A 24,134-nucleotide genomic window follows, 5' to 3' on the forward strand; every position below is an offset into this window, starting at 1 on the left:
TCACCCCTGCAACTGCGCGGGCGCCTCCATGGCGATCCGCTCGAAGACCTTCTCGTCCGCGGCGAAGTCGGAGTCGGCGATCGGCCAGTGGACGACCAGCTCGGTGAAGCCCAGGTCCTGGTGACGCCCGGCGAAGTCCACGAAGGCGTCCACGGACTGCAGCGGGCGGTTGCGCTCCGGGGTGAAGCCGGTGAGCAGGACCCGGTCCAGCTCACCCACCTCGCGGCCGATCGCGGCACAGGCGTCGGCCAGTCGGTCGGCCTGCTGGCGCAGGGCCCGGTCGGACTGCTCGGGGGTGCCGTTCTCGAACAGCTTCGGGTCGCCGGTGGTCACCCACGCCTGCCCGTGCCGTGCGGCGAGCGCCAGTCCCCGCGGGCCGGTCGCGGCCACCGCGAAGGGCAGCCGGGGGCGCTGTACACAGCCCGGGATGTTGCGTGCCTCGTGGGCCGAGTAGAAGTCGCCCTCGTACGACACGGCGTCCTCGGTCAGCAGCCGGTCGAGCAGCGGCAGGAACTCGCCGAACCGGTCCGCCCGCTCACGCGGTGTCCACGGCTCCTGGCCCAGCGCCGTGGCGTCGAAGCCGGTGCCGCCCGCTCCTATGCCGAGGGTGATCCGCCCGCCGGAGATGTCGTCGAGGGAGATCAGTTCCTTGGCGAGCGTCACCGGGTGCCGGAAGTTCGGCGAGGTGACCAGGGTGCCCAGCCGCAACCGCTCGGTCACGGCTGCGGCGGCCGTCAGGGTGGGTACGGCACCAAACCAGGGGCCGTCCCGGAAGCTGCGCCAGGAGAGGTGGTCGTAGGTGTACGCGGTGTGGAAGCCGAGCTGCTCCGCCCGCGTCCAGGTCGAACGGCCGCCCTCGTGCCAGCGGCGATGGGGGAGGATCACGGTGCTCAGGCGCAGGCTCATGTCATCGAGCCTATGCGGCCGTCTCCGGTTTCACGTGAAACGGCCCCCGGCCTCACCGTACGCGACTGCTCAGCCACGGGCTGAGAAAGATCATTGGCACGTACTCCCGGTGCGTGCGGTTACCGGGCAGCGGCACGATCAGGTGGTACCCGGGTGGGAAGCGGCGCCCCTTGACGAAGGCGCGGCCGTCGAAGACGGAGCGCAGGAACGCGGGCACCTCGTCACGTGGGACGTCGGGGCACTCCACGTTCTCGACGGTGATCAGGGCGTCGTCCTCGGGGAAGAGCCGGACGCTCACCCGGGGAACGCCGCCGAACTCGACATACGCCTCGTGCGGGAGGGAGCCGTCGGCGTCGGTGGTCACCCCCACGCCCGCGGCACTGCGGCGGGAGGTCTGGTCGGCACCGATGTCGTCGGTGACTTCGATCTCCAGCGCGTACTCCTCGGCGATGGCGCGGAGGGCGGTGACGGCGGACTGGGTGGTGGGGAGGTGCTCCATGCCCTCGATCATGCGGGGTCAGTGCGGAGCGGGAAAGCGCAGGTGGCGGGACGGCACGGCCTTCGTCAGCCAGACCCCGTTCGCGCTGACGTGGAAGACGTGTCCGTCGCGGTGCATGGCGGCGGCGTCCACCGAGAGGACGACCGGCCGGCCGCGGCGGGCTCCGACCCGGGTGGCGGTCGCGCGGTCGGGCGAGAGGTGCACGTCGTGCCGGTTCATGGGCCGCAGTCCCTCGCTGCGGATGGACTCCAGGTGGCGGGCGACGGTTCCGTGGAAGAGGTACGGCGGCGGGGTCGCCGGGGGCAGTCCCAGATCCACGTCGATGCTGTGGCCCTGGCTGGCTCGGATGCGGGTGCCGTCGACAGCGAAGCGCCGCTTGTCGTTGGTGGCGACCACGTGGTGGAGCTCGTCGCGGGTGACGCGGAAGCCGTGTGCGGCCGCCGCGGCGATCAGCGTGTCGATCTCGACCCAGCCGCCCTCGTCGAGCGTGAGCCCGATCCTCTCGGGCTGGTGGCGCAGGTGCTTCGACAGGTACTTGGACACCTTCACCGAGCGTTCCTGTTGCATGGCACCAGCCTGCCTGGTGAGACGCGCGTCACGCGAAGGATTATCGCTCGCGAGGTTTGATCCACAGTCAAGTCCGGTTATCCACAGGCTGATTGGGATGGCCTGTGGAAACTAGAGAGGCGGGTTCACGCGGGCGAGACGCCTCAACGCCCCTGGGGCGAAGCGGGACATGAGGTGGGCGCCCCGTGCCTCCGGCGTCACCGGCACCACGGCCCGGTTGTGCACGACCGCCTCCAGGACGGCGTCCGCCACCTTTTCCGGCGGGTAGTTGCGCGCCCCGTACAGCCGGGCGGCGCGCTGCTGCCGGCGCTTCTCCTCCTCGGCGTCCACCCCCGCGAAGTGCGCCGTGGAGGTGATGTTGGTGTTCACCAGGCCGGGGCAGATCGCCGTGACGCCGATCCCCCGACCGGCCAGCTCGGCGCGCAGGCACTCGCTCAGCATCAGCACGGCCGCCTTGGAGGTTCCGTAGGCGGGGAGCGCCCGGGAGGGCTGGAACGCGGCCGCCGAGGCGGTGTTGACGATGTGCCCGCCCTGCCCGCGTTCGGCCATCTGCCGGCCGAACAGACGGCAGCCGTGGATCACGCCCCACAGATTGACGTCGAGGACCTTCTTCCAGTCCTCCGGCGTGGTGTCGAAGAAGGAGCCGGACAGTCCGATCCCCGCGTTGTTCACGAGCACGTCCACCACGCCGTACTCGGCGGCGACCCTGGCCGCCAGCTTCTCCATGGCCTGCCCGTCGGAGACGTCCACGGCCTCCGCCCAGGCGGCGCGCGCACCGATCAGCCGGGACAGCTCCGCGGTCCGGTCGGCGGCCTCGGCGTCAAGGTCGACGGCCACCACGCGCGCACCGGCCTCGGCGAACGCCAGCGCCGTCGCCCGCCCGATGCCGTTGCCCGCACCGGTGACCAGGACGAGCTGCCCGCCGAAGCGGTCCGCGTACTTCCCGCTCGCGGCGGTCCCGGGGCGGCCGTCCTCGGTGGCGGTGACGAACTCCGTGATCCAGTCCGCCAGCCGGTCCGGCCGGGTGCGCGGCACCCAGTGCTTGGCGGGCAGCGTGCGCCGGGTGAGCCGCGGTGCCCACAGCTCCAGTCCGTCGTAGAGCCGCTCCGACAGGAACGCGTCGCCGAGGGGCGTGATGAGCTGCACGGGTGCGTGTGCGTAGGCGTCCTCACGCGGTCTGCGCAGCCGGGGCCGGACGTTGTCCCGGTACAGCCACGCCCCGTGGGCCGCGTCCGACGGCAGGGACGGGGTCGGGTAGTCACCGCCCGGCATCTTCTCGACGCGCTCCAGGATGCCCGGCCAGCGCTTGCCGAGAGGGCCGCGCCAGGCCAGCTCGGGAAGCACCGGCGTGTGCAGCAGGTAGACGTACCAGGACTTGGCGCCCTGGCCGAGGAGCTGGCCCACCCGGCGCGGGGTGGGCCGCCTGAGGCGCTGGTTGATCCAGTGCCCGAAGTGGTCCAGGGAGGGGCCGGACATCGACGTGAAGGAAGCGATGCGGCCCTCCGTGCGCCTGACCGTGACGAATTCCCAGGACTGCACCGACCCCCAGTCGTGGCCCACCAGGTGCACCGGGCGGTCCGGGCTGACCGCGTCGGCCACGGCCAGGAAGTCGTCCGTCAGCTTCTCCAGCGTGAACCCGCCCCGCAGCGGGCTCGGCGCGGTGGACCGGCCGTGGCCGCGGACGTCGTAGAGGACCACGTGGAAGCGGCCGGTCAGGCGGGCGGCGACCTCGGACCAGACCTCCTTGCTGTCCGGGTAGCCGTGCACCAGGACGACCGTGGGCTGCCGGGGATCGCCCAGCTCCACGACGCACAGCTCGACCCCGCCCGTGCGCACCCAGCGCTCTCGCCCGCCGTTCAGCACCGTCATGCCTCCTCCGCCCAGCGCCGCTCGTGCGGCAGATCGTCGTCCGCCCGAAGGCGCTCGCTCCTCGGTGGCCGGTGCCGGTGGCGGACCCCCGTCCCGGCGCGGTCCTTCCGACCGTGCTACTCACGCGTAACGCGACGTCGCCGAATCTCCCAGTTGTTAGACCCAACGTCAATAGGGCGGTCGCCAGGGCTGCTTGCGCGGTGCGGAAGCCCACTCGGTGGCTCTCAGGTACGGCATCCCCTACGGGCCCGTACTACTCGAGTCTGACGCGAAGACGGCTCTGCGGTCTGACGACCGCAGTGGCGCCCGTCACTACTGTCGTGGATGTGACTGTGATCGCGACCGAAAGCCTGAGCAAGCGGTTCCCCCGGGTGACCGCGCTCGACCGGCTCTCCGTGGACGTCGGACCCGGTGTGACCGGACTCGTCGGTGCCAACGGCGCCGGCAAGTCCACCCTGATCAAGATCCTGCTGGGTCTGTCTCCCGCCACCGAGGGCCGGGCCGAAGTGCTCGGACTCGATGTCGCCACCAAGGGCGCCGACATCCGCGAGCGGGTCGGCTACATGCCGGAACACGACTGCCTGCCACCCGACGTCTCGGCCACCGAGTTCGTCGTCCACATGGCACGCATGTCCGGCCTGCCGCCCACCGCCGCCCGCGAGCGCACCGCCGACACCCTGCGCCACGTCGGCCTGTACGAGGAGCGCTACCGCCCCATCGGCGGCTACTCGACGGGCATGAAACAGCGCGTGAAGCTCGCGCAGGCCCTCGTCCACGACCCCCAGCTGGTCTTCCTCGACGAGCCGACCAACGGTCTCGACCCGGTCGGCCGCGACGAGATGCTCGGCCTCATCCGCCGCATCCACACCGACTTCGGCATCTCCGTCCTGGTCACCTCCCACCTGCTGGGCGAACTGGAACGCACCTGCGACCACGTCGTCGTCGTGGACGGCGGCAAGCTGCTGCGCTCCAGCTCCACCACGGACTTCACCCAGACCACCACGACCCTCGCGATCGAGGTCACCGACACCGACGAACACCCCGACGGCACCCGAGCGGTGCGCGACGCGCTCGACGCGCGCGGGGTGACCGTCCAGGACGGCAGCGGTCTGCCCGGTGCCGGCCACGTCCTGCTGCTCACCGCGGCGGGCGAGGAGACCTACGACCTGGTCCGGGACGTCATAGCCGACCTCGGCCTCGGCCTGGTCCGCATGGAGCAGCGCCGGCACCACATCTCGGAGGTCTTCACCGACAACGACGCAGCACGGAAGGAGGCGGTCGGCCATGGCAGCTGAACAGCCCACAGCCACGGTCCCGGGTGACCAGACCCGCATCCACAACATCGGCTACCGCAGCTACGACGGCCCCCGCCTCGGCCGCGCCTACGCCCGTCGCTCGCTGTACTCGCAGTCCCTGCGCGGCGCCTACGGCCTCGGCCGTTCCGCCAAGTCCAAGGTGCTGCCGATGCTGCTGTTCGTGGTGATGTGCCTCCCGGCGGGCATCATCGTCGCGGTCGCCGTCGCCACCAAGGCCGACGACCTGCCCCTGGACTACACGCGCTACGCGATCGTCCTGCAGGCCGTCATCAGCCTCTACGTCGCGGCCCAGGCCCCGCAGTCCGTCTCGCGCGACCTGCGCTTCAAGACCGTGCCGCTGTACTTCTCCCGGCCGATCGAGACCTCCGACTACGTCCGCGCCAAGTACGCCTCGCTGGCCTCCGCCCTCTTCATCCTCACCGCCGCACCCCTGCTGGTGCTATACGTGGGCGCGCTGCTCGCCAAACTCGACTTCGCGGACCAGACCAAGGGGTTCGCCCAGGGACTGGTCTCCGTGGCACTGCTCTCCCTGCTCTTCGCCGGCCTCGGTCTGGTCGTGGCCTCGGTCACCCCGCGCCGCGGCTTCGGCATCGCGGCCGTGATCGCCGTCCTGACCATCACCTACGGCGCGGTCTCCACGCTCCAGGCCATCGCGGACGTCCAGGGCAGCTCCGGAGCCGTCGCCTGGATAGGCCTGTTCTCGCCGATCACCCTCATCGACGGAGTGCAGTCCGCCTTCCTGGGCGCCACCTCGGCCGCTCCCGGCGGGGTCGGCCCGAGCAACGGTGAGGGCGCCGTCTACGTCCTCGTCACCCTGGGCCTGATCGCCGGCGCCTACGGCCTGCTGATGCGCCGCTACAAGAAGGTGGGACTGTGACCACGCTGAACATCGACCACGTCTCCCGCTGGTTCGGCAACGTGGTCGCCGTCAACGACATCACCATGACGATCGGCCCCGGCGTCACCGGCCTGCTGGGTCCCAACGGCGCGGGAAAGTCCACCCTCATCAACATGATGGGCGGCTTCCTCGCCCCCTCCACCGGCAGCGTCACCCTCGACGGTCAGCCGGTCTGGCGCAACGAGGACATCTACAAGCACATCGGCATCGTCCCCGAGCGGGAGGCGATGTACGACTTCCTCACCGGCCGCGAGTTCGTCCTCGCCAACGCCGAGCTGCACGGCCTGGGCGCCAAGGCGGCCGACGAGGCGCTGGCCACGGTGGAGATGGCCTACGCCCAGGACCGGAAGATCGCCACCTACTCCAAGGGCATGCGCCAGCGCGTGAAAATGGCCTCCGCCCTGGTCCACCAGCCGTCGCTGCTCCTGCTCGACGAGCCGTTCAACGGCATGGACCCGCGCCAGCGCATGCAGCTCATGGACCTGCTGCGGCGCATGGGCGACGAGGGCCGCACCGTGCTCTTCTCCTCGCACATCCTCGAAGAGGTCGAACAGCTCGCCTGGCACATCGAGGTCATCGTCGCCGGACGCCACGCGGCCAGCGGCGACTTCCGCAAGATCCGCCGCCTGATGACCGACCGGCCGCACCGCTACCTGGTGCGTTCCAGCGACGACCGGGCCCTCGCGGCAGCGCTGATCGCCGACCCGTCGACGTCCGGCATCGAGGTCGACCTCGCCGAGGGCGCCCTGCGCATCCAGGCCGTCGACTTCGGCCGGTTCACGGCCCTGCTGCCGAAGGTCGCCCGCGACCACGGCATCCGACTCCTCACGGTCTCGCCCTCCGACGAGTCCCTCGAGTCCGTCTTCTCGTATCTCGTCGCGGCGTAGGAGGCCGAAGAATGTACGACCCCACAGTCGCCCGGCTCACCTACCGGGCCCTGCTCGGCCGCCGCCGGGCCCTCATCCTCGGCGCGCTCCCCCTGCTGCTGCTCGTCATCGCCGTCGCCGTGCGCGCCCTCGCCGGAGCCGACGACCAGACCGCCGCGGACGTGCTGGGCGGGTTCGCCCTCGCCACCATGGTGCCGATCATCGGCGTCATCGCCGGCACCGGCGCCATCGGCCCCGAGATCGACGACGGTTCGGTGGTGTACCTGCTGTCGAAGCCGATCAAGCGGCCGACGATCATCTTCACCAAGCTGATCGTCGCCATAGCCGTGACGATGGTCTTCTCCGCCGTGCCCACGCTGCTCGCCGGCCTGATCCTCAACGGCAACGGCCAGCAGGTCGCCGTCGCCTACACGATCGCCGCGCTGGTCGCCTCCATCGCCTACGCCGCCCTGTTCCTGCTGCTGGGCACGGTGTCCCGGCACGCGGTGGTCTTCGGTCTCGTCTACGCCCTGGTCTGGGAGGCCCTGTTCGGTTCCCTGGTGCCGGGGGCCCGCACGCTGAGCGTCCAGCAGTGGTCGCTGGCGGTGGCCCAGAAGGTCGCCGACGGGAACCTGGTGACCTCCGACGTCGGCCTGCCCACCGCGACGGTGCTGCTCGCCGCGGTGACCGTGCTCGCCACCTGGTACGCCGGCCAGAAGCTGCGGTCGCTGACCCTCGCCGGGGAGGAGTGACCGCTCCGCCCGGTCCCGGGCGGGGAGCCGTACCGGGACGCGGTGGCCCGTGGGGAGACGGCGGCCTGCGGCGGCCCGGTGGGCGGCGAGCCGTCGGTAACGCGGTGTACGTCCGCTTTTAATCGGTGGCGCCCGGCTCTCCGCGGCGGCACTGTGGGGGATGCACGAGGCCGGACGGCGCCGGCGCAACGGAAGGCCGCTTCGAGCACACGGGATGCCCCGCGTGGGCCGACCGACGGGGACGCCGGTGCCGTCCGGACCGTGCGCGAGGCCGCTTCGGTGAGGACCGCCGGGCCGGGATCAGGCCGACAGACGCTCCAGTACCACCGCGATGCCGTCCTCGTCGTTGGAGGACGTCACCTCGTCGGCCACCGCCTTCAGCTCCTCGTGGGCGTTGGCCATGGCCACACCCCGGGCCGCCCAGCCGAACATGGGGACGTCATTGGGCATGTCACCGAACGCGATGGTGTCCGCGGCCTTCAGGCCGAGCCGACGTGCCGCCAGCGAGAGACCGGTCGCCTTGGACAGACCGAGGGGGAGCAGCTCGACGACGCCCGCGCCGGCCATGGTCACCGTGACGAAGCCGCCGGCGGCCTGCCGGGCCACCTCGGCCAGCTCGTCGTCGGACAGGGTCGGATGCTGGATGTAGATCTTGTTCAGCGGCGCCGACCACAAGTCCGAGGCGTCGGTGAGCGGCAGCGCGGGAAGGTCGCCCCCGACCTCGTATCCGGGACCGACCAGTACGTCGCCGTCCAGGCCGTCCCGGCTCGCCGCCAGGTACAGCGGGCCGGTCTCCGCCTCGATCTTGGCCAGTGCCACCCCGGCCAGCTGCCGGTCCAGGGTCACGGAGGTCAGCAGCCGGTGCTCCCCGGCGTGGTAGACCTGCGCGCCCTGACCGCAGACGGCCAGCCCGTCGTAGCCGAGGTCGTCCAGGATGTGCCGGGTCCACGGCACCGCCCGCCCGGTGACCACGATGTGGGCCGCGCCCGCCGCGGTGGCCGCGGCGAGCGCGTCACGGGTGCGCTGCGAGACGGTGTCGTCGCCGCGCAGCAGCGTGCCGTCGAGGTCGGTCGCGATCAGCCGGTACGGGAAACCCCCGGCGGCATCGGTGCCGGGGACCGTGGCGGTGCCGGTGTCAGTCACTTGGCCACCGGCTCCAGGACCTCCCGGCCGCCCAGGTACGGGCGCAGCACCTCGGGGACGCGGACCGAACCGTCGGCCTGCTGGTGGTTCTCCAGGATCGCCACGATGGTGCGGGGAACGGCGCACAGCGTGCCGTTGAGCGTGGCCAGCGGGCGCACCTTCTTGCCCTCGCGGACGCGGATCGACAGCCGCCGGGACTGGAACTCGGTGCAGTCCGAGGTCGAGGTCAGCTCGCGGTACTTGCCCTGGGTCGGGATCCACGCCTCGCAGTCGTACTTGCGCGCGGCCGAGGAGCCCAGGTCGGCCGAGGCCACGTCGATCACCCGGAACGGCAGCTCCAGCGACGTCAGCCACTGCTTCTCCCACTCCAGCAGGCGCTGGTGCTCGGCCTGCGAGTCCTCGGGAAGGACGTAGGAGAACATCTCGACCTTGTCGAACTGGTGCACGCGGAAGATGCCCCGGGTGTCCTTGCCGTGCGAGCCCGCCTCGCGGCGGAAGCAGGGCGAGAAGCCGGCGTAGCGCAGCGGCAGGCGCTCGGCGTCCAGGATCTCGTCCATGTGGTACGCGGCGAGCGGCACCTCGGAGGTGCCGACCAGGTACAGGTCGTCCTTGTCGAGGTGGTAGACGTCCTGGGCGGCCTGGCCGAGGAAGCCGGTGCCGGCCATCGACTGCGGGCGCACCAGCGCCGGGGTCAGCATCGGCGTGAAGCCGGCCGCCGTGGCCTGCGCGATCGCCGCGTTGACCAGGGCGAGCTCCAGGAGGGCGCCCACACCGGTCAGGAAGTAGAAGCGCGAGCCGGAGACCTTGGCGCCGCGCTCCACGTCGATGGCGCCGAGCAGCTGGCCCAGCTCCAGGTGGTCCCTGGGCTCGAAGCCCTCGGCGGCGAAGTCGCGGTGCGTGCCGTGCGTCTCCAGCGTGACGAAGTCCTCCTCGCCGCCGACGGGCACGTCGGGGTGGACGAGGTTGCCGAGCCGCTGGAGCAGCTCCTGGGTCTCGGCGTCGGCCGCGTCGCGCTCGGTGTCGGCGGCCCTGACGTCGGTCTTGAGCTGCTCGGCCCGCTTGAGCAGTTCGGCCTTCTCGTCTCCGGTGGCCTTGCCGATCAGCTTGCCGAGACCCTTCTGCTCGGCGCGCAGCTCGTCGAAGCGGACGCCGGACGACCTGCGCCGTTCGTCGGCGGACAGGAGGGAGTCGACGAGCGCGACGTCCTCTCCACGGGCGCGCTGCGACGCGCGCACACGGTCGGGGTCCTCACGGAGCAGGCGAAGGTCAATCACGCGGTCAAGGCTACCGGTGCGCGGTGTCGGGTCTCGACCCACTATTGCCGGACGCGGGTCCCACGTTCCGTGCGACCGGTCGATGAGGCCGGTCAATGAGGCGTTGCGCCGTCCCCGGAACGAGGCGCCACCGGGCACTCCGTTGACCGGATTCGCTTGTGGAGAACGGGACTTGGGGAGCGGCTGTCCACAGGAATCCACGGTCCGGAAAAGTTATCCACAGGGTGTGCGAAAGATCTGTGGACTCACGGAAGCGATCATTCCCAATTCCGGCGGGTGGACTGCCCAAACCCTCCACGCCTCCACTTTCGAGTGGAAACGGGGCACCCGGTGTCACTCCGGAGAATGGGGTGCAAGAAACAGGTGGACGAAGGGTGACCTGGGCCCCTGTGGGTGAAGAGGGGCCCCGTAGGGGGATATGTCGACTGAATGCCGTTTCGTTGTCGACTTGTCCCCAGGTCGAGAAGAGGACCTGTGGATAACTTCTGTGGACAACGGGCGGACGAGGAAAATCAGCCGATAGGCCCGGTGATCAGAACCGGCCGTCCTGGCAGCGCGCCACCCAGTCCGCCGCCGCGACGAACGCCTCGTCCGAGGTGCCGGGCCGCAGCGCGTCCACGTCGGCCGGCTCGACCTCCGCCCGCGGGTACGACCCGAGGTAGCGCACCTGGAGACAGGACCGCTTCAGGCCCATCAACGCATCGGCCACCCGCCGGTCGGAGATGTGCCCCTCGGCGTCGATGCAGAAGCAGTAATTGCCGATGCCGGCACCGGTGGGCCGGGACTGGAGCAGCATCAGGTTGACGCCCCGGGTGGCGAACTCGCCCAGCAGGTCGCGCAGGCCGCCGGGATGGTCGTCGCGCTGCCAGAGCACGACGGAGGTCTTGTCCGCGCCGGTCGGTGCCGCGGGCCGGGCCGGGCGGCCCACCAGCACGAAGCGGGTCTGGGCGTTCTCCGCGTCGTGGATGTCTGCCTCCAGCACCTCGAGGCCGTAGCGCCCCGCGGCGAACTCGCCGGCGAAGGCCGCGTCGTACCGGCCCTCCTGCACCAGGCGGGCGCCGTCCGCGTTGGAGGCGGCCGACTCCCAGGCGGCATCCGGGAGGTGCGTCTTGAGCCAGTTGCGAACCTGGGGCTGGGCGGCCGGGTGGGCGGTGACCGTCTTGATGTCCGACAGCTTGGTGCCGGGGCGGACCAGCAGCGCGAAGGTGATGGAGAGCAGCACCTCGCGGTAGATCATCAGCGGCTGGCCGGCGACCAGCTCGTCCAGGGTGGTGGTGATGCCGCCCTCGACGGAGTTCTCGATCGGCACGAACGCGGCCTCGGCCTCGCCGGTGCGCACCGCGTCGAGCGCGGACTGCACGGAGACGTACGGGACCAGTTCCCGGGTCGCCGTCTCCGGAAGGGTGCGCAGGGCGACTTCGGTGAAGGTGCCTTCGGGGCCGAGATACGCGTAACTGGCTGGCATGTCCTCACCCTAATGGGCCCGGGGACGCCAGGCTCACGCGTCGCGCCCCAGCCCCTCCGCGGGGTGATTCACCACCGGTTTCACCCCTCCAGCAGCCGCTGCCCCACGTACTCTCCCTCCGACGCCCCGCCCGGTACCGCGAACAGGCCGCTCGCCTCGTGCCGGATGAACTGCGACAGCGCGTCGCCCCGGTCCAGCTTGCGCTGCACGGGCACGAAGCCCCGCAGCGGATCGGCCTGCCAGCAGATGAAGAGCAGCCCGGCGTCCGGGACGCCGTCGGCGTCGAAGCCGTCGTGGTACGAGAAGGGGCGGCGGACCATGGCCGCGCCGCCGTTCTGGTCGGGGCGGGTGATCCGGGCGTGGGCGTTGATGGGAACGACGAGTTTCCCGGAGCCGTCCGTCTTCTCCAGGTCCATCTCCGTCGTCTCGGTGGCGTCGCTCCCTCCGGACAGCGGTGCCCCGTCGGACTTGCGGCGTCCGATGACGTCCTCCTGGGCCTTGAGCGACAGCTTCTCCCAGTCGTCGAGGAGCATGCGGATGCGGCGTACGACGACGTAGGAGCCGTTCGCCATCCAGGCCGGTGCGCCCTTCCCCGACCCGGGTGCCTCCGGCACGAAGATCCGCTGGTCGAAGTCGGCGTCGGCGGGCTTCGGGTTGCGGGTGCCGTCGACCTGGCCCATGAGGTTGCGGGCGGTCATGGGGTGGGCGGTGGCGCCGGGCGAGCGGTTGAAGCCGTTCATCTGCCAGCGGATACGGGCGGCCGTTCCCGCGTCCTGCTGGATCGCGCGCAGGGCGTGGAAGGCCACCAGGGCGTCGTCGGCGCCGATCTGCACCCACAGGTCGCCGTTGCTGCGGTTCTTGTCGAGGTGGTCGGAGGAGAAGTCGGGAAGCGGGTCGAGTGCCACCGGGCGCTGTTTCTCCAGCCCGGTCCGGCCGAAGAAGCTGTGGCCGAAGCCGAAGGTGAGGGTCAGCGAGGAGGGGCCGGCGTCCCGGGCCACGTCGGTGTCCCGGGTCCCGGCCGGCTCGCCCGCCATCAGCCGCCGGGCCGTGTCGGACCAGCGGCGCAGCAGCGCGGCGGCTTCCTTGCGGCCGGCGCCCGCCGCGAGGTCGAAGGCGACGAGGTGGCCTCGCGCCTGCATGGGGGTGGTGATGCCGGGCTGATGTTTCCCGTGAAACATCGCCCGCTCACTGCCGAGCGAGGTGAGGGGCGTGGCGGCGGAGGAGGGCGCGGCGGCGTAGCCCGCAGCGGCGCCCGCCGCGCCGAGGACGAGCCCGGTGGCACCGGCGGTGCCGAGCAGCCGCCGCCGCGAGATGCCCTCGGGAGCGGTGGTGCCGTCGGAGTCGAGCGGTCCGGGTCCGTCGCTTGCCCTGCGGGTCGTCTCGGGGTTCCGGGCCTCCGGGATGGACTGGTCTGCCATGGTGCGGTTCAGCCGATCTGCGCGTTCTTGGTGAGGGTGACCTGGTCGATGTCGGAGGTCCGTACGGTGACGGCGACTTCCCAGTCTCCGGCCATCGGGATCTGTACTCCGTCGGCCGACCAGTGGCCGGTGGTGATGTGGTCGGGCGCGACGGGCAGGGGCCCGATGTCCTTGGCCTTCTGGGTGAGGGCCACCTTCACCTCGGGGATGTCGAAGGCGGTTCCGTCCGGGCGTTCGACGTAGAGGTGCAGGTCGTTGGCGCCGACCCGGGCGGGGTCGAGTTCGACCCGTACCACGCCCTTGCCGTTCTGGCCGCCGGTGTCGAAGGGCATGTCCAGGGTCACCGCGCCGGTGGCGGGGGCGGCACTGGTGGCGGAGGTGGCTCCGGCGGCCTTGGCGTCCTCCTCGGTGCGACCGGGCTCGGTCTGGGTCAGGACGGTGGTCACCGCGAGCAGGACCACGGCGACGCCCGCCTCGGCGAGCACGGAGCGGCGCAGTCCGAAGCGGTGCGGGTCGGCGTCGCGTTGCCGTTTCTGCCGGGCGGCGTCCACGGCCGCGCGCTGCCGGGCGAGCTGGGCGGCGCGCTGCGAGCCGCCGGAGCCCTTCCCCGTGCCGGACGCCTTACCGGCGGCCTTGGTCTTCCCCGCGGCCTTCGCCTCTCCGGCGGCCGTGGCCTTCCCGGCGGCTCCCGCCTTTCCGGCGGCCGTGGCCTTCCCGGCGGCTCCCGCCTTCCCGGCGGCCGTGGTCTTCCCGGCGGCGTTCGCCTCGTCGTCCCTGCGACCGCCCGACGCGGCCACGCGTTCCTTCTGCCGCTGCCCGGCGACGGCCGGCACCGTCTCCGCCAGCTGTGCCGTCCACCGCCGGGAGAAGTACGCGATGCCGACGAGCACCGCCACGAGCCCGATCTTCACCAGGAGCAGCTGCCCGTACCGGGTGTCGGTGAAGGCCGTCCAGGAGCCGAGCTGGCGCCAGGACTGGTAGGTCCCGGTCGCCACCAGCGCCACGACGCTGCCGAAGGCGACGCGCGAGAACCGTCGTACGGCGACGGTGGGCACCGGCGTCTGCGCCGGGCCGCGGTACAGGGCGACGAGCAGCGCGGTGAGTCCGCCGAGCCAGGTGGCGACGGCGATCAGGTGGACGACGTCGACCGGCATGGCGAGACCGGCCTGGAGGCCGACGGAGGCGTGCTCGGACATGGCCCAGGTCGCCGCGAGGCCCGCCGCCACGACGCTGCCGCCGACCGCGAGTCCGAAGGTGAGGTCCCGTCTCTCCTCGTCCTCCCGCTTGTCGTACGCGCCGAAGAGCACGGCGATGAACAGCGCGGCCGCCGCGAGCAGCAGCAGCCGGGAGACCAGCGCGGCGCCGGACTTGGTCTGCAGCACCTCGCCGAGCAGGCTCAGGTCGAAGACGTCGGCGAGCTTCCCGGAGCCGGTGTAGGAGCCGCGCAGCAGGAGGAGCAGGAGGGTGGCGGCGGTCAGCGCGAGCCAGCCGGAGACGACGAGGCGCTGCACGGCGCGCACCCCGGAGCCGCGCGGCCAGCAGGCGAGCACGAAGGCGGCGCCGCCCACCAGGACGACGAAGGCGGCGTACGAGACGTACCGCCCGACGCCGTAGAGCCCGCCGACGAACCCGCCGCCGGCCGCCTGCGCGGAGACGGAGACCGAGGTCTCGGAGGGGGCGCCGACGGAGAAGGTGTAGGCGCCGGCGACGGGGTGGCTGTCGGCGGAGACCACCTGGTAGGTCACCGTGTAGGTGCCGTCGGGCAGCCCGGCGTGCAGTTTCACGGAGTACGTCGTGCCGCCGGTGCCGGACGGCCTGCCGTCGTCGACGCGCCGGCCCTTGGGGTCGAGGACGCGCAGCGAGTCGTCGTCCATGGAAACCGACTCGGAGAAGGTGAGCGACACCTGGGCCGGGGCCTTGTCGACCACCGCCCCCTGCCGGGGATCGCTGCCGGTCAGCGCGGCGTGCGCGGAGGCCGGCCCGGCGCCGGCCAGCAGGGCGCAGGCCGCGGCCAGGAGCAGCAGCACCAGGGTCCGGACGCGCGGGGCGATGGTCTGCGTCAAGGTGGTCCCTCCCTCAGTGTCCGGAGTCTTCGGTGTGCCCGGAGTCTCCGGTGGTGGGCTGATAGGTGGCCGCCTTCACGGGCATCTTGACCGTGACGGGGTCGGAGTGGGCGAAGTGCAGTTCGACGGCGACCGACTGTCCCTGCTTCGGCTGCCGCTTCAGCTTCTCGAACATCAGGTGGTTTCCGCCGCTCTTGAACACGAGTTGACCGTGGGCGGGGACCTCCAGGCGGTCGACCTCCTTCATGGTCCCCTCGACGGTCTCGTGCACGGTGACCTCGCCGGACTCGCTGGTGACGGAGGTCAGCTCGTCCGCGGTGCCGCCCTCGTTGGTGATCGTGAGGAACCCGGCCGCCATCGAGTCGGAGACGGGCTGCGGTATGTAGGCGGCGTCGACGGAGAGTTCGGCGCCGGAGGCCGCGGAGTCGGAGTCGGAGCCGCCGCAGCCGGCGAGGGCCAGGGCGCCGATCACCGCGACGGCGGTGAGAGCGGGGCGGCGCTTCAGGGACCCTCCCACGGGCCGCGTCACGGGTTCTCCCCCTTGATCAGCTTGGGGAGGTCCTTGGTGTAGTCGTCGACCGTGGCGTCCTCGCCGTAGAGGACGTAGCCGGCGTCGGACTTCGGGGAGAAGGCGACGACCTGGGTGCCGTGGGTCGAGACGATCTTGCCGTCCTTGTCCTTGGTCGGCGGCTCGATCGAGATGCCGAGGGTGCGGGCGCCCGCCTGGATGGTGTCGAAGTCGCCGGTCAGACCGACGATCTGCGGGTCGATGCCCTTGAGCCACTTGCCGAGCGCGGCCGGGGTGTCGCGCTCGGGGTCGGTGGTGACGAAGACGACGCGGAGCTTGTCCTGCTCCGCCTGGGAGAGCTGCTTCTTGGCCACGGCGATGTTGTTCATGGTCAGCGGGCAGACGTCGGGGCAGTGGGTGTAGCCGAAGTAGATCAGGGTGGGCTTGCCGGCGGTCTGCTCGCGCAGGTCGTACTTCTTGCCCCGGGTGTCGGTGAGGACCAGGTCCGGCTTCTCGAAGGGCTTGTCGAGGACGGTGGCGGCCTGCTGGCTGTTGTCCTCGGAGACCACGGTCACGGGCTTGTCGCTGTCGGCGCCGCTGCCGCAGGCGGACAGCGTCAGACAGGCGGCGGCGAGCACGGCGGCCATGGCGAACGTCTTCTTGCGCATAGAAAAATGTCCCAGATGTGAGGTGCTCCGGTGCGCACCGGGGTCCGCCGGACGGTCCGAACGGACGGACCGGCGGACGGGTGTCCGGCGCGCACCGGACGAGATGATGCGCCGGCGAGGTCACGCCGACGCACCGGCACGGGCTGTTACGCCGCCGTGCCGGAGTTGCGCCGTCGGCCGGCCAGCACGCCGTACGCGACGCCCGCCGCACCGACGACGATGCCGACGATGCCGAGGACCCGGGCGGTGGTGTCACTGCCGGAGCCGGAGTCCGACGAGGAGGCGTCGGCGGCGGTGTTCTGCGCGGCTGCCTCGGCGTCGTCGGCCTTCGCGTCCGAGGAGCCCGAGGCGCCGTGGGCGTCGTCCTCGGCCGCGGACAGCTTGAGCACGGGCGCCGGGGTGTCGGGCTCCTCCTGGCCCTCCTGCGGCACCTCGATCCAGCGCACGACCTCCTTGTTGGAGTACGTCTGGATCGCCTTGAACACCAGCTGGTCGGCGTCCTCGGGCAGCGCTCCGATGGAGACCGGGAACTTCTGGAAGTAGCCCGGCTCGACACCCTTGCCGTCGGCGGTCCAGGTCACCTTGGTGACGACCTCGGTGATCTGCTTGCCGTGCGCCTCCAGCGGCTTGGCCGGCTTGGCCTTGGTGACCTCCGCCTTCCAGCCCGGCACCGGCTGCGGCATCACGGACGCCAGCGGGTGGTCGGTGGGGAAGGTGACCTCCAGCTTGGTGGTGGAGGCGTTGTCGCGCTCGTTGGGCACCTTGAAGTCGACGACCGCGTAACCGCCCTTGGCGGCCGCGCCCTCCGGCTGCACGCTGACGTGCGCGAAGGCGGGGGCGGACAGGGCGAGGACGGCGATACCGGACACGGCGCCGGCGGCGGCGATACGGGAAGCCTTCATGGACGGAGTACTCCGCTTCGTGTGGACACCGGTACTGACCCGGTGCCGGGTGACAGGAGGGATGCGCGCACGCGCGCGTGCCGCACGACGGCGGCCCCTCCCCGGGAAGCGGGACGGTGGTCGCGTCGTGTCAGGCGGCGAGGGCGAACGCGTCACTCGGCGGGCCGCGCCTGATGACCGTGTGCTGGAGTGCGGTGGTACGGGGCCGCGGCGGCACCCACAGCGTGGGGTGCGGCAGGCGGGGTCCCGTACCGGGGGCGCCGGCCAGCCCGGCGTGCAGGGCGCGCACCAGGGAGAGCGCGGCGCGCAGGGCGCGGACGAACGCCGCTTCGGCCACGGAGTGGGCCGAGTGCGCCGACAGTTCGACGAGCCGGGCCAGCGCCAGGTCCCCGCGCCGCAGCAGCCAGCCGGCGGCCAGGGCCGCGAGGACGTGACCGAGCAGCATCGGCAGGGACGGCAGCAGCGAGGCGGAACCACCGGCGCCGGACAGGGCGTCGGCCGGGTGGTGCGCCGCGCCGGTCCGGACGTCGGGGGCGATCCGCGCGTCGGTGAGGATGCGCTGGGCCTGGGTCGGGCTGATCGCCGCCGCGGTGGTCCCGCAGACCAGCCGTGCGGCCTGCTGGACCAGTGAGGCGTCGGACAGCGCGCCCGCCCCGGAGCCGGACGCCGCGGCCGGGGCGGCGACGGCGGTGCCGTGCTGGCCCAGCCCGAAGAGGGTGTGCAGTGCGGTCTGTCCGACGGTGAGCAGTGTCGCGATGCCGGCCAGCGAGCGCCGGCGCCCGGCGAGTGGCACGGCGACCAGAACCGCCCCGAGGAATCCCGCGCCCAGCGACCACAGCGGAACGGTGGCGCAGGAGGCGAGGGTGTGCCCCGCCGCGGCCAGCACGACACAGACCGCGGCGAACACCGCGGCCCGCAGGACCCGGAGATCGTTCCCGGAGCGCGCCGTTGGCGGGTGGGGGGCAGTCATGGCGGCCTCATCATCGCACCCGCGGCCCACGCGCCGTACGGCAGGTCCACAAGATGCCGTACGACCGGAAGGCGAGGAACCACACGGAAGATCACCTTCTGTCGCGGGCCGCACCGCATACACCGATCGGCGGCGGCGACGCATCCGCCAGACGAGCGGTGTCACGGCGGCAGCGTGCTTACGCCCGGGTGTGAGGGGCAATACGTATCGGTATGTCGAGCCGCGGCCGGGAGGCTGGAGCATGAGCATCTGGTGGTCACTCCATTTGCGGCGCGAGGCTGCGAGCGTGCCCCTGGCCCGCCGCCTGCTGATCGGCACCATGGAGACCGCGGGCGTCGACCCCGACATCTCCTTCGACCTCTCCGTCGCGCTGAGCGAGGCCTGCGCCAACGCGGTCGAGCACGGCGGCGACGACGGGTCGGGCGGCCCCGGCGAGGCCTACCGCGTCACGGCCTATCTGGACGGCGAACGGTGCCGTATCGAGGTCGCCGACACGGGCCCCGGTTTCCCCGCCACCGCTTCGGACGGACCGCAGGGCCTGGCCCGTCCGGCGCCCGCGGAGGCGGAGAGCGGGCGCGGTCTGTGCCTCATCCGCGAGCTCGCGGACCACGTCCACATCGGCAGTGAGCCGGGGCGTGCCGGTGCCGTGGTGAGCTTCGACAAGATCCTCAAGTGGCGGGAGAACGCCCCGCTGGTGGCGGTCTGACCGACACCGGCCGCGAGGGAACGCCGACGGCCGGGCACCACGCGGTACCCGGCCGTCGCACGACGGGTCAGCCCTTCAGCGCGGCCATCCACGCCTCGACCTCGTCCGAGCGGCGCGGCAGGCCGGCGGACAGGTTCCGGTTGCCGTCGGCGGTGACGAGGATGTCGTCCTCGATGCGCACGCCGATGCCCCGGTACTCCTCGGGCACGGTCAGGTCGTCGGCCTGGAAGTACAGGCCCGGCTCGACGGTGAGCACCATGCCGGGCTCAAGCGTGCCGTCGACGTACGACTCGACGCGCGCCGCGGCGCAGTCGTGGACGTCCATGCCGAGCATGTGACCGGTGCCGTGCAGCGTCCAGCGGCGCTGCAGACCGAGCTCCAGCACGCGCTCGACGGGGCCCTCGACCAGACCCCACTCGACGAGCCGCTCGGCCAGCACGCGCTGGGAGGCGTCGTGGAAGTCGCGGTACGCGGCGCCCGGCTTCACCGCCGCGATGCCGGCCTCCTGGGCGTCGTACACGGCGTCGTAGATCTTCTTCTGCAGCTCGCTGTAGCGGCCGTTGATCGGCAGCGTGCGGGTGACGTCGGCGGTGTAGTACGTGTGCGTCTCCACGCCGGCGTCGAGCAGCAGCAGGTCGCCGGAGCGGACCGGGCCGTCGTTGCGGACCCAGTGCAGGGTGCAGGCGTGCGGGCCGGCGGCGCAGATGGAGCCGTAGCCGACGTCGTTGCCCTCGACGCGGGCGCGGAGGAAGAAGGTGCCCTCGATGTAGCGCTCGCTGGTCGCCTCGGCCTTGTCGAGGACCTTCACGACGTCCTCGAAGCCGCGCACGGTGGAGTCGACGGCCTTCTGCAGCTCGCCGATCTCGAACTCGTCCTTGACCAGGCGGGCCTCGGAGAGGAAGACGCGCAGCTCCTCGTCGCGCTCGGCGGTGACCTTGTCGGTCAGGGCCGCCTCGATGCCGGCGTCGTAACCGCGCACGACGCGCACCGGGCCGGTGGCCTCGCGCAGGCTGTCGGCCAGCTCGCGGACGTCGGAGGCGGGGATGCCGTACAGCTTGCCGGCCTCGGTGAGGGAGTGGCGGCGGCCGACCCACAGCTCGCCCATGCCGTTCAGCCAGAACTCGCCGTTCTCCCGGTCCGAGCGCGGCAGGAGGTAGAGCGTCGCGGCGTGACCGTCGCCCTCGGGCTCCATGACCAGGACGCCGTCGTCGGTCTGGTTGCCGGTCAGGTACGCGTACTCGACGGAGGCGCGGAAGGAGTACTCCGTGTCGTTGGAGCGGGTCTTCAGGTTGCCCGCGGGGATCACCAGACGCTCGCCCGGGAAGCGGGCGGACAGCGCGGCACGGCGGGCGGCGGTCTCCGTGGCCTGGGCGATCGGCTCCAGGTCGTGCAGCTCCGTGTCGGCCCAGCCGGACTTCATGTTCTCGGCCAGCTCGTCGGACACGCCCGGGTACAGGCCGTTCTTGCGCTGCTTGATGGGCTCTTCGGTCTCGTCCGGGTTCTCCGGGGTGAGCTCCTCCGCCACGGTCATCCTCCTAGGTACGGCACTGGACCACCCCCATCGTACGGTCGTACGGAAGGGGGCCCAGGGCCGGAGGACCTGTTACGCGAAGGCACTACCGTCCGTTATGTGCGGCATGCGGGGCGTTCACGCCGCCCCGGCGTCCGCTATTCGAACCGGACCGCCAGCAGGACGACGTCCTCCTCGGAGTCCGCCTCCGCCTTCGAGCCGGGCAGCACGGTGCGCAGGACGTGCTCGACGACCGCGTCCGGGTCGTGGCGCGCGGCCCGGGGCACTCCGGCCGCCGCCGCGTGCAGCCGGGCGAAGGCGCGGTCGGCCGGGTCGCCGGTGCGGTGCAGCAGTCCGTCGGTGTACAGCAGAACCGTCTCTCCGGGTTCGGCCTCGAACTCCACGCTGGGCGCCTCCCAGCAGGCGAGCATGCCGAGCGGCGCGGAGACGGAGGTCTCGACGAACTCGGTGCGCCGCTCCCCGATCAGCAGCGGCGGGCTGTGTCCGGCGCCGGCGAGGGTGATCCGGCGCAGCGCGGGCTCGCAGTAGCCGAACAGCGCGGTGGCCGAGCGGGCGGGCTCGGTGAGCCGCAGCAGCAGCTCCAGGTCGGACAGGACGGCGACCGGATCCTCGCCCTCCATCACGGCGTACGCCCGCAGCGAGGCGCGCAGCCTCCCCATCGCGGCGACCGCGCTGGGCCCCGACCCGGTGACGGAGCCGACGGCGAGGCCGAGGGCGGCGTCCGGCAGCGGCAGCGCGTCGTACCAGTCGCCCCCGCCGCGCGGGCCGGTGCGGTGCCGGGCGGCGAGCTGCACGCCGGGCACCCGGGGGAGGCGGGAGGGCAGCAGTTCCTCGGCCATCGTGGCCACGGCGGCGCGGGTGCGCTCGACCTCCAGGAGGCGGGCCAGGTGCTGGGCGGCGTACCGCACGTACAGGCCGGCGAGGTGGCGCTGCCGTTCGCCCGGTTCGGCGGGCTCGTCGTAGAGCCAGACGGCGGCGCCGAGGCGTCCGGAGCCCTCGGCGTGCAGGGGGAGGGCGTAGCTCGCGGCGTAGCCGAGGCGGGCGGCGACCTCGCGGTGGCGGGGGTCGAGGGTCTTCTCGGCGAGCAGGTCGGGTTCGGTGACGCCGTCCTCGTCGACCGGCAGTCCGTCCAGGATCCGTCCGTAGGACAGGGAGGAGCGGGGCACGGTCTCGATGTGGCCGAGATCGGCGCGGGCGAGGCCGAGGCCGACGGTGGTGTCGGGGCCGAGTCCGTCGGCCGGTTCCAGCACGACGAGCCCGCGCCGGGCGCCGACCAGGGCGGCTCCGGCGTGCAGCAGTTCCTGGAGGCCGTCGGCGAGGGTGCCCGTGCGAACCAGGCGTTCGGTCAGTTCGTGCAGGGTGGTGAGGTCCGAGACCCAGCCGGCGAGCCGGTCCTGGAGCAGGGCGCCGGGGGCACAGGGGGCGCCCGAGCCGTCGGTGACGGTCTCGGCGTCCGCCGTGCGGGACCCGGTCGCCGAGGAGGCGTCCGTCGGGGCGGGCGCGACAGTGTGTGCGGGGGAGGGAACCGTTGAATCGATTCCGGCCACTTTCGCAGGGTGCGGGGCGTTCATGGCGTCCGGCCTTCCGACCGGCGCTTACTGCTCAAAAGCATCGCAAACCCCCATGTCATTCTGCGCCGCCAGCAGTGTCTCCACATGTACACGCACTCGTAAGGGGATGTCCAGCATTGTCCTGCTGGGATTCCTGGTGTCCGTGGGGTGCGAACGGCCTTCTTCCCGACCCCTTGCGGAAATGCGAAATTGGCTTGAAACTGCCCCAGAGGACGCCTTGTTGCGGTCGACTGGGGGTGCTTCACGGAGCGTCACAGCGGTCGTGATGGGTACGTACTCGGAGAAGGCCAGGGGTGGTTGGGGGCCACCTGGAACCTGGCGACGGACCCGGGCGTCCTATCCACCGACGACCGTGCCCCATCCTCCCGTGGCGGAGGCGGAGAGAAATACGCGCGACGGCAAAACGCCACACTTCGCCACCCCCGCGCCACGCCCATGCTTTTGACAGACGCAGTGGTCGGAACCGTCACGGACGCAGTCAGTGCTCGACCCACAGGGGTTTCCCTTGCCCGTGGTGGAGGTGTCGTCCGGGGATCTCCCCGCGGGGGCGCCCCTCGGCAGGGGTGTGATGCGCCACCAGCAACGCACAGCGAAGCGATCGACACATGGTGTGAGTGACCACGGTGTTGCCAGGCGTGCAACGGAAAGGAACGAGCGCTCATGCGCGAGATCCTCGGAAGGCGACGCAGGCTCCTGTCCCAGCACGACGACGGGCGGCCTGAGCTGATCGGCGCGGCCCTGACCTACGCGACACAATGGCGGTGGCCCGTACTCCCGGGCGCGGCGGCCGACGAGCGGGCACGGTCGCGCTGCGCCTGCCCCGACCCCGAGTGCACGGTGCCGGGCGCGCATCCCTTCGACCCCGGTCTCCTCGCGGCGACCACCGACGCCCGCATGGTGCGCTGGTGGTGGACCAACCGGCCGACCGCGCCGATCGTCCTGGCCACCGGTGGCAGCGCCCCGTGCGCCGTCTCGCTGCCCGCCCTGCCGGCCGCCCACGCGCTCGCGGCGCTCGACCGCGCCGGGCTGCGGACCGGCCCGGTCGTCGCCTCGCCCCACCGCTGGTCGCTGCTGGTCAGGCCGTACTCCATGGAGCAGCTGGGCGAGTTGCTCTACGCCAAGGACTTCGTCCCCGGCTCCCTGCGCTTCCACGGCGAGGGCGGCTATCTCGCGCTGCCGCCGTCCGAGACCGGCGCCGGTGCCGTCCGCTGGGAGCGGGCGCCGCTGCCCGGCTCCGCCGCGCCCTGGGTGCCGGACGTGGAGGCCGTGGTGGACGCGGTGGTCGACGCACTCACTCGTACGGGTGTGAGCGCGCCCGAGTCGTAGGGGTGTCCGGCGCGGGCCGGGTCCGGGTCCGCTCGCGGTCGTTATCGTCCGCCCCATGCCGCTTCATGCTGGGGAGCACCGTGCCGTCGGACGGCGCGGCGCCGTAGGGCCGCTCGGCGCCGTCGGACCGCGAGGGACCGTCGGACCGCGCCGCGCCGGGCGACGCCGCGGTGGGCCGGACCGTCGGCGGATCCGTCTGTACGGGCTCGCGGGAGTCGTGGTGTGCGCGGTCGTACTGCCGTTCGCCGTGGCGTCAGCGGGGCCCTCGGGCGACGGGGGCGGGGATGCCCCGGCGCTCGTCCCGCTTCTCGCCCGGGGCGGTGACGGCAAGGCGTCCGCGTCCCCGGCGGCGGGCGCCGTCCTCACCCGTTCACCGCTACCGCCCGGTCCCGCGCTGGCCGCGCGCTGCGGTCCCGAACTCACCTCGCCCGCGGGCGTGGAAGCGCAGACCTGTGTCCTGACCCGGGGGACGGAGACCTGGGCGCGGACCTACTACCGCAATGTCACCGGCGGCCCGCTCGAGTCCGTGCTGAGCCTCATGGGGCCCGACGGGCGCAGCGTGCGGATGCGCTGTGCGGTGAGCGCCGAGGACGCGCCGGGCACCTGCGAGACGCCGCCGGACGCCGAAGGGGCGACCCGGGGCGGGCTGGCGGGGTACAGCGCGGTCGCGGAGTTCGCGCAACGGGCCGGGTACGGGCCGCTGCTGCTGCGTGCCGGAAGCGCCGGAAGCGGCGTGAGTGGCGGGGGTGACGAGAGCGTCGAGGGCGCCGGGAGCAACTCACCCGTGCAAACGGGGAGCTGACGGGCGACTGCGGTGAGTGCACGACCTGGGACACGGAAAGACCCGGTTGCTGGCGACGGGGGATGCACCAGCAACCGGGCTACTGGAACGGTAACAAGAGATCGGCGGTTAGCA

22 protein-coding genes are annotated in these 24,134 nt (G+C 72.1%); 7 read left to right on the forward strand and 15 right to left on the reverse strand.

Features of this window, described 5'->3' with window-relative positions; all coding sequences use genetic code 11:
• The 4 genes from D1J63_RS18685 to D1J63_RS18700 all read right to left on the reverse strand — a co-directional run bounded on the left by D1J63_RS18685 (window position 1) and on the right by D1J63_RS18700 (window position 3,841).
• Window positions 1-906, reverse strand: coding sequence for an LLM class flavin-dependent oxidoreductase (locus D1J63_RS18685; protein ID WP_102932613.1), 906 nt, complete (start codon window positions 904-906; stop codon window positions 1-3).
• Between the two features lie 52 nt (window positions 907-958).
• On the reverse strand, window positions 959-1,417 hold the full coding sequence (locus tag D1J63_RS18690) for a hypothetical protein (protein WP_125630125.1): 459 nt from the start codon (window positions 1,415-1,417) through the stop codon (window positions 959-961).
• Between the two features lie 6 nt (window positions 1,418-1,423).
• Window positions 1,424-1,972, reverse strand: coding sequence for an RNA 2'-phosphotransferase (locus D1J63_RS18695; protein ID WP_125630127.1), 549 nt, complete (start codon window positions 1,970-1,972; stop codon window positions 1,424-1,426).
• 111 nt (window positions 1,973-2,083) lie between these two features.
• Window positions 2,084-3,841, reverse strand: coding sequence for an SDR family oxidoreductase (locus D1J63_RS18700; RefSeq protein WP_125630129.1), 1,758 nt, complete (start codon window positions 3,839-3,841; stop codon window positions 2,084-2,086).
• Between the two features lie 332 nt (window positions 3,842-4,173).
• On the opposite strand from D1J63_RS18700, the gene D1J63_RS18705 reads away from it, so the two are divergent.
• From D1J63_RS18705 to D1J63_RS18720, 4 genes are read left to right on the forward strand one after another with little or no spacing between them, the layout of a single operon-like run.
• The gene (locus D1J63_RS18705; protein ID WP_125635582.1) at window positions 4,174-5,136 is read left to right on the forward strand and encodes an ABC transporter ATP-binding protein; all 963 of its coding nucleotides are present in this window, start codon (window positions 4,174-4,176) and stop codon (window positions 5,134-5,136) included.
• The gene (locus D1J63_RS18710) at window positions 5,126-6,034 is read left to right on the forward strand and encodes an ABC transporter permease (protein WP_125630131.1); all 909 of its coding nucleotides are present in this window, start codon (window positions 5,126-5,128) and stop codon (window positions 6,032-6,034) included. The genes D1J63_RS18705 and D1J63_RS18710 overlap by 11 nt, the downstream gene beginning before the upstream one ends.
• Window positions 6,031-6,942, forward strand: coding sequence for an ABC transporter ATP-binding protein (locus D1J63_RS18715; RefSeq protein ID WP_102932619.1), 912 nt, complete (start codon window positions 6,031-6,033; stop codon window positions 6,940-6,942). The genes D1J63_RS18710 and D1J63_RS18715 overlap by 4 nt, the downstream gene beginning before the upstream one ends.
• 11 nt (window positions 6,943-6,953) lie before the next feature.
• Window positions 6,954-7,673, forward strand: coding sequence for an ABC transporter permease (locus D1J63_RS18720; RefSeq protein WP_007388893.1), 720 nt, complete (start codon window positions 6,954-6,956; stop codon window positions 7,671-7,673).
• 300 nt (window positions 7,674-7,973) lie between these two features.
• On the opposite strand, the gene D1J63_RS18725 is transcribed toward D1J63_RS18720, so the two are convergent.
• From D1J63_RS18725 to D1J63_RS18765, 9 genes are all read right to left on the reverse strand, one after another.
• Window positions 7,974-8,816, reverse strand: a complete 843-nt coding sequence (locus tag D1J63_RS18725; RefSeq protein WP_125630133.1) for an HAD family hydrolase — start codon at window positions 8,814-8,816, stop codon at window positions 7,974-7,976.
• On the reverse strand, window positions 8,813-10,090 hold the full coding sequence (gene serS, locus D1J63_RS18730; protein ID WP_125630135.1) for a serine--tRNA ligase: 1,278 nt from the start codon (window positions 10,088-10,090) through the stop codon (window positions 8,813-8,815). The genes D1J63_RS18725 and serS overlap by 4 nt, the downstream gene beginning before the upstream one ends.
• Window positions 10,091-10,622: 532 nt before the next feature.
• Window positions 10,623-11,555, reverse strand: a complete 933-nt coding sequence (pheA, locus tag D1J63_RS18735; RefSeq protein ID WP_125630137.1) for a prephenate dehydratase — start codon at window positions 11,553-11,555, stop codon at window positions 10,623-10,625.
• A gap of 80 nt (window positions 11,556-11,635) precedes the next feature.
• Window positions 11,636-12,973 (reverse strand): iron uptake transporter deferrochelatase/peroxidase subunit, encoded by a 1,338-nt coding sequence (efeB, locus tag D1J63_RS18740; protein WP_125630139.1) that lies wholly within the window; start codon window positions 12,971-12,973, stop codon window positions 11,636-11,638.
• An 8-nt stretch (window positions 12,974-12,981) separates the two neighbouring features.
• Entirely contained in the window at window positions 12,982-15,036 is a 2,055-nt protein-coding gene (locus D1J63_RS18745) for a copper resistance protein CopC (protein ID WP_125630141.1), read from the reverse strand.
• A gap of 13 nt (window positions 15,037-15,049) precedes the next feature.
• Window positions 15,050-15,565, reverse strand: coding sequence for a copper chaperone PCu(A)C (locus D1J63_RS18750; protein WP_125630143.1), 516 nt, complete (start codon window positions 15,563-15,565; stop codon window positions 15,050-15,052).
• Window positions 15,562-16,212 carry an SCO family protein gene (locus tag D1J63_RS18755; RefSeq protein ID WP_102932626.1) on the reverse strand — a complete coding sequence of 217 codons (651 nt, stop codon included), beginning with the start codon at window positions 16,210-16,212 and terminating at the stop codon, window positions 15,562-15,564. Before D1J63_RS18755 ends, D1J63_RS18750 begins: the two co-directional genes overlap by 4 nt.
• Window positions 16,213-16,358: 146 nt before the next feature.
• Window positions 16,359-17,114, reverse strand: coding sequence for a YcnI family protein (locus D1J63_RS18760; protein WP_102932627.1), 756 nt, complete (start codon window positions 17,112-17,114; stop codon window positions 16,359-16,361).
• A 130-nt stretch (window positions 17,115-17,244) separates the two neighbouring features.
• Window positions 17,245-18,084, reverse strand: a complete 840-nt coding sequence (locus tag D1J63_RS18765) for a hypothetical protein (protein WP_125630145.1) — start codon at window positions 18,082-18,084, stop codon at window positions 17,245-17,247.
• Between the two features lie 241 nt (window positions 18,085-18,325).
• Between D1J63_RS18765 and D1J63_RS18775 the strand changes: the two genes are divergently transcribed.
• On the forward strand, window positions 18,326-18,790 hold the full coding sequence (locus D1J63_RS18775; RefSeq protein WP_125630150.1) for an ATP-binding protein: 465 nt from the start codon (window positions 18,326-18,328) through the stop codon (window positions 18,788-18,790).
• Between the two features lie 67 nt (window positions 18,791-18,857).
• Here D1J63_RS18775 and D1J63_RS18780 read toward each other — a convergent pair whose 3' ends face one another.
• Together D1J63_RS18780 and D1J63_RS18785 are read right to left on the reverse strand one after the other, a co-directional pair.
• A complete protein-coding gene (locus tag D1J63_RS18780; protein WP_125630152.1) occupies window positions 18,858-20,315 on the reverse strand; it encodes an aminopeptidase P family protein in 1,458 nt (485 codons plus the stop codon).
• Window positions 20,316-20,458: 143 nt separating this feature from the next.
• Window positions 20,459-21,892, reverse strand: coding sequence for a PP2C family protein-serine/threonine phosphatase (locus D1J63_RS18785; RefSeq protein ID WP_125630154.1), 1,434 nt, complete (start codon window positions 21,890-21,892; stop codon window positions 20,459-20,461).
• Window positions 21,893-22,552: 660 nt separating this feature from the next.
• Here D1J63_RS18785 and D1J63_RS18790 point away from each other — a divergent pair.
• Together D1J63_RS18790 and D1J63_RS18795 are read left to right on the forward strand one after the other, a co-directional pair.
• On the forward strand, window positions 22,553-23,218 hold the full coding sequence (locus D1J63_RS18790) for a bifunctional DNA primase/polymerase (RefSeq protein WP_125630156.1): 666 nt from the start codon (window positions 22,553-22,555) through the stop codon (window positions 23,216-23,218).
• 190 nt (window positions 23,219-23,408) lie between these two features.
• Window positions 23,409-24,020 (forward strand): hypothetical protein, encoded by a 612-nt coding sequence (locus tag D1J63_RS18795; protein WP_241235701.1) that lies wholly within the window; start codon window positions 23,409-23,411, stop codon window positions 24,018-24,020.
• Window positions 24,021-24,134: the final 114 nt, after the last annotated feature.

Origin of the sequence: Streptomyces sp. KPB2 (genome assembly GCF_003950055.1) — a bacterium.
In the GTDB taxonomy this organism is placed as follows: Bacteria; Actinomycetota; Actinomycetes; order Streptomycetales; family Streptomycetaceae; genus Streptomyces; species Streptomyces salinarius.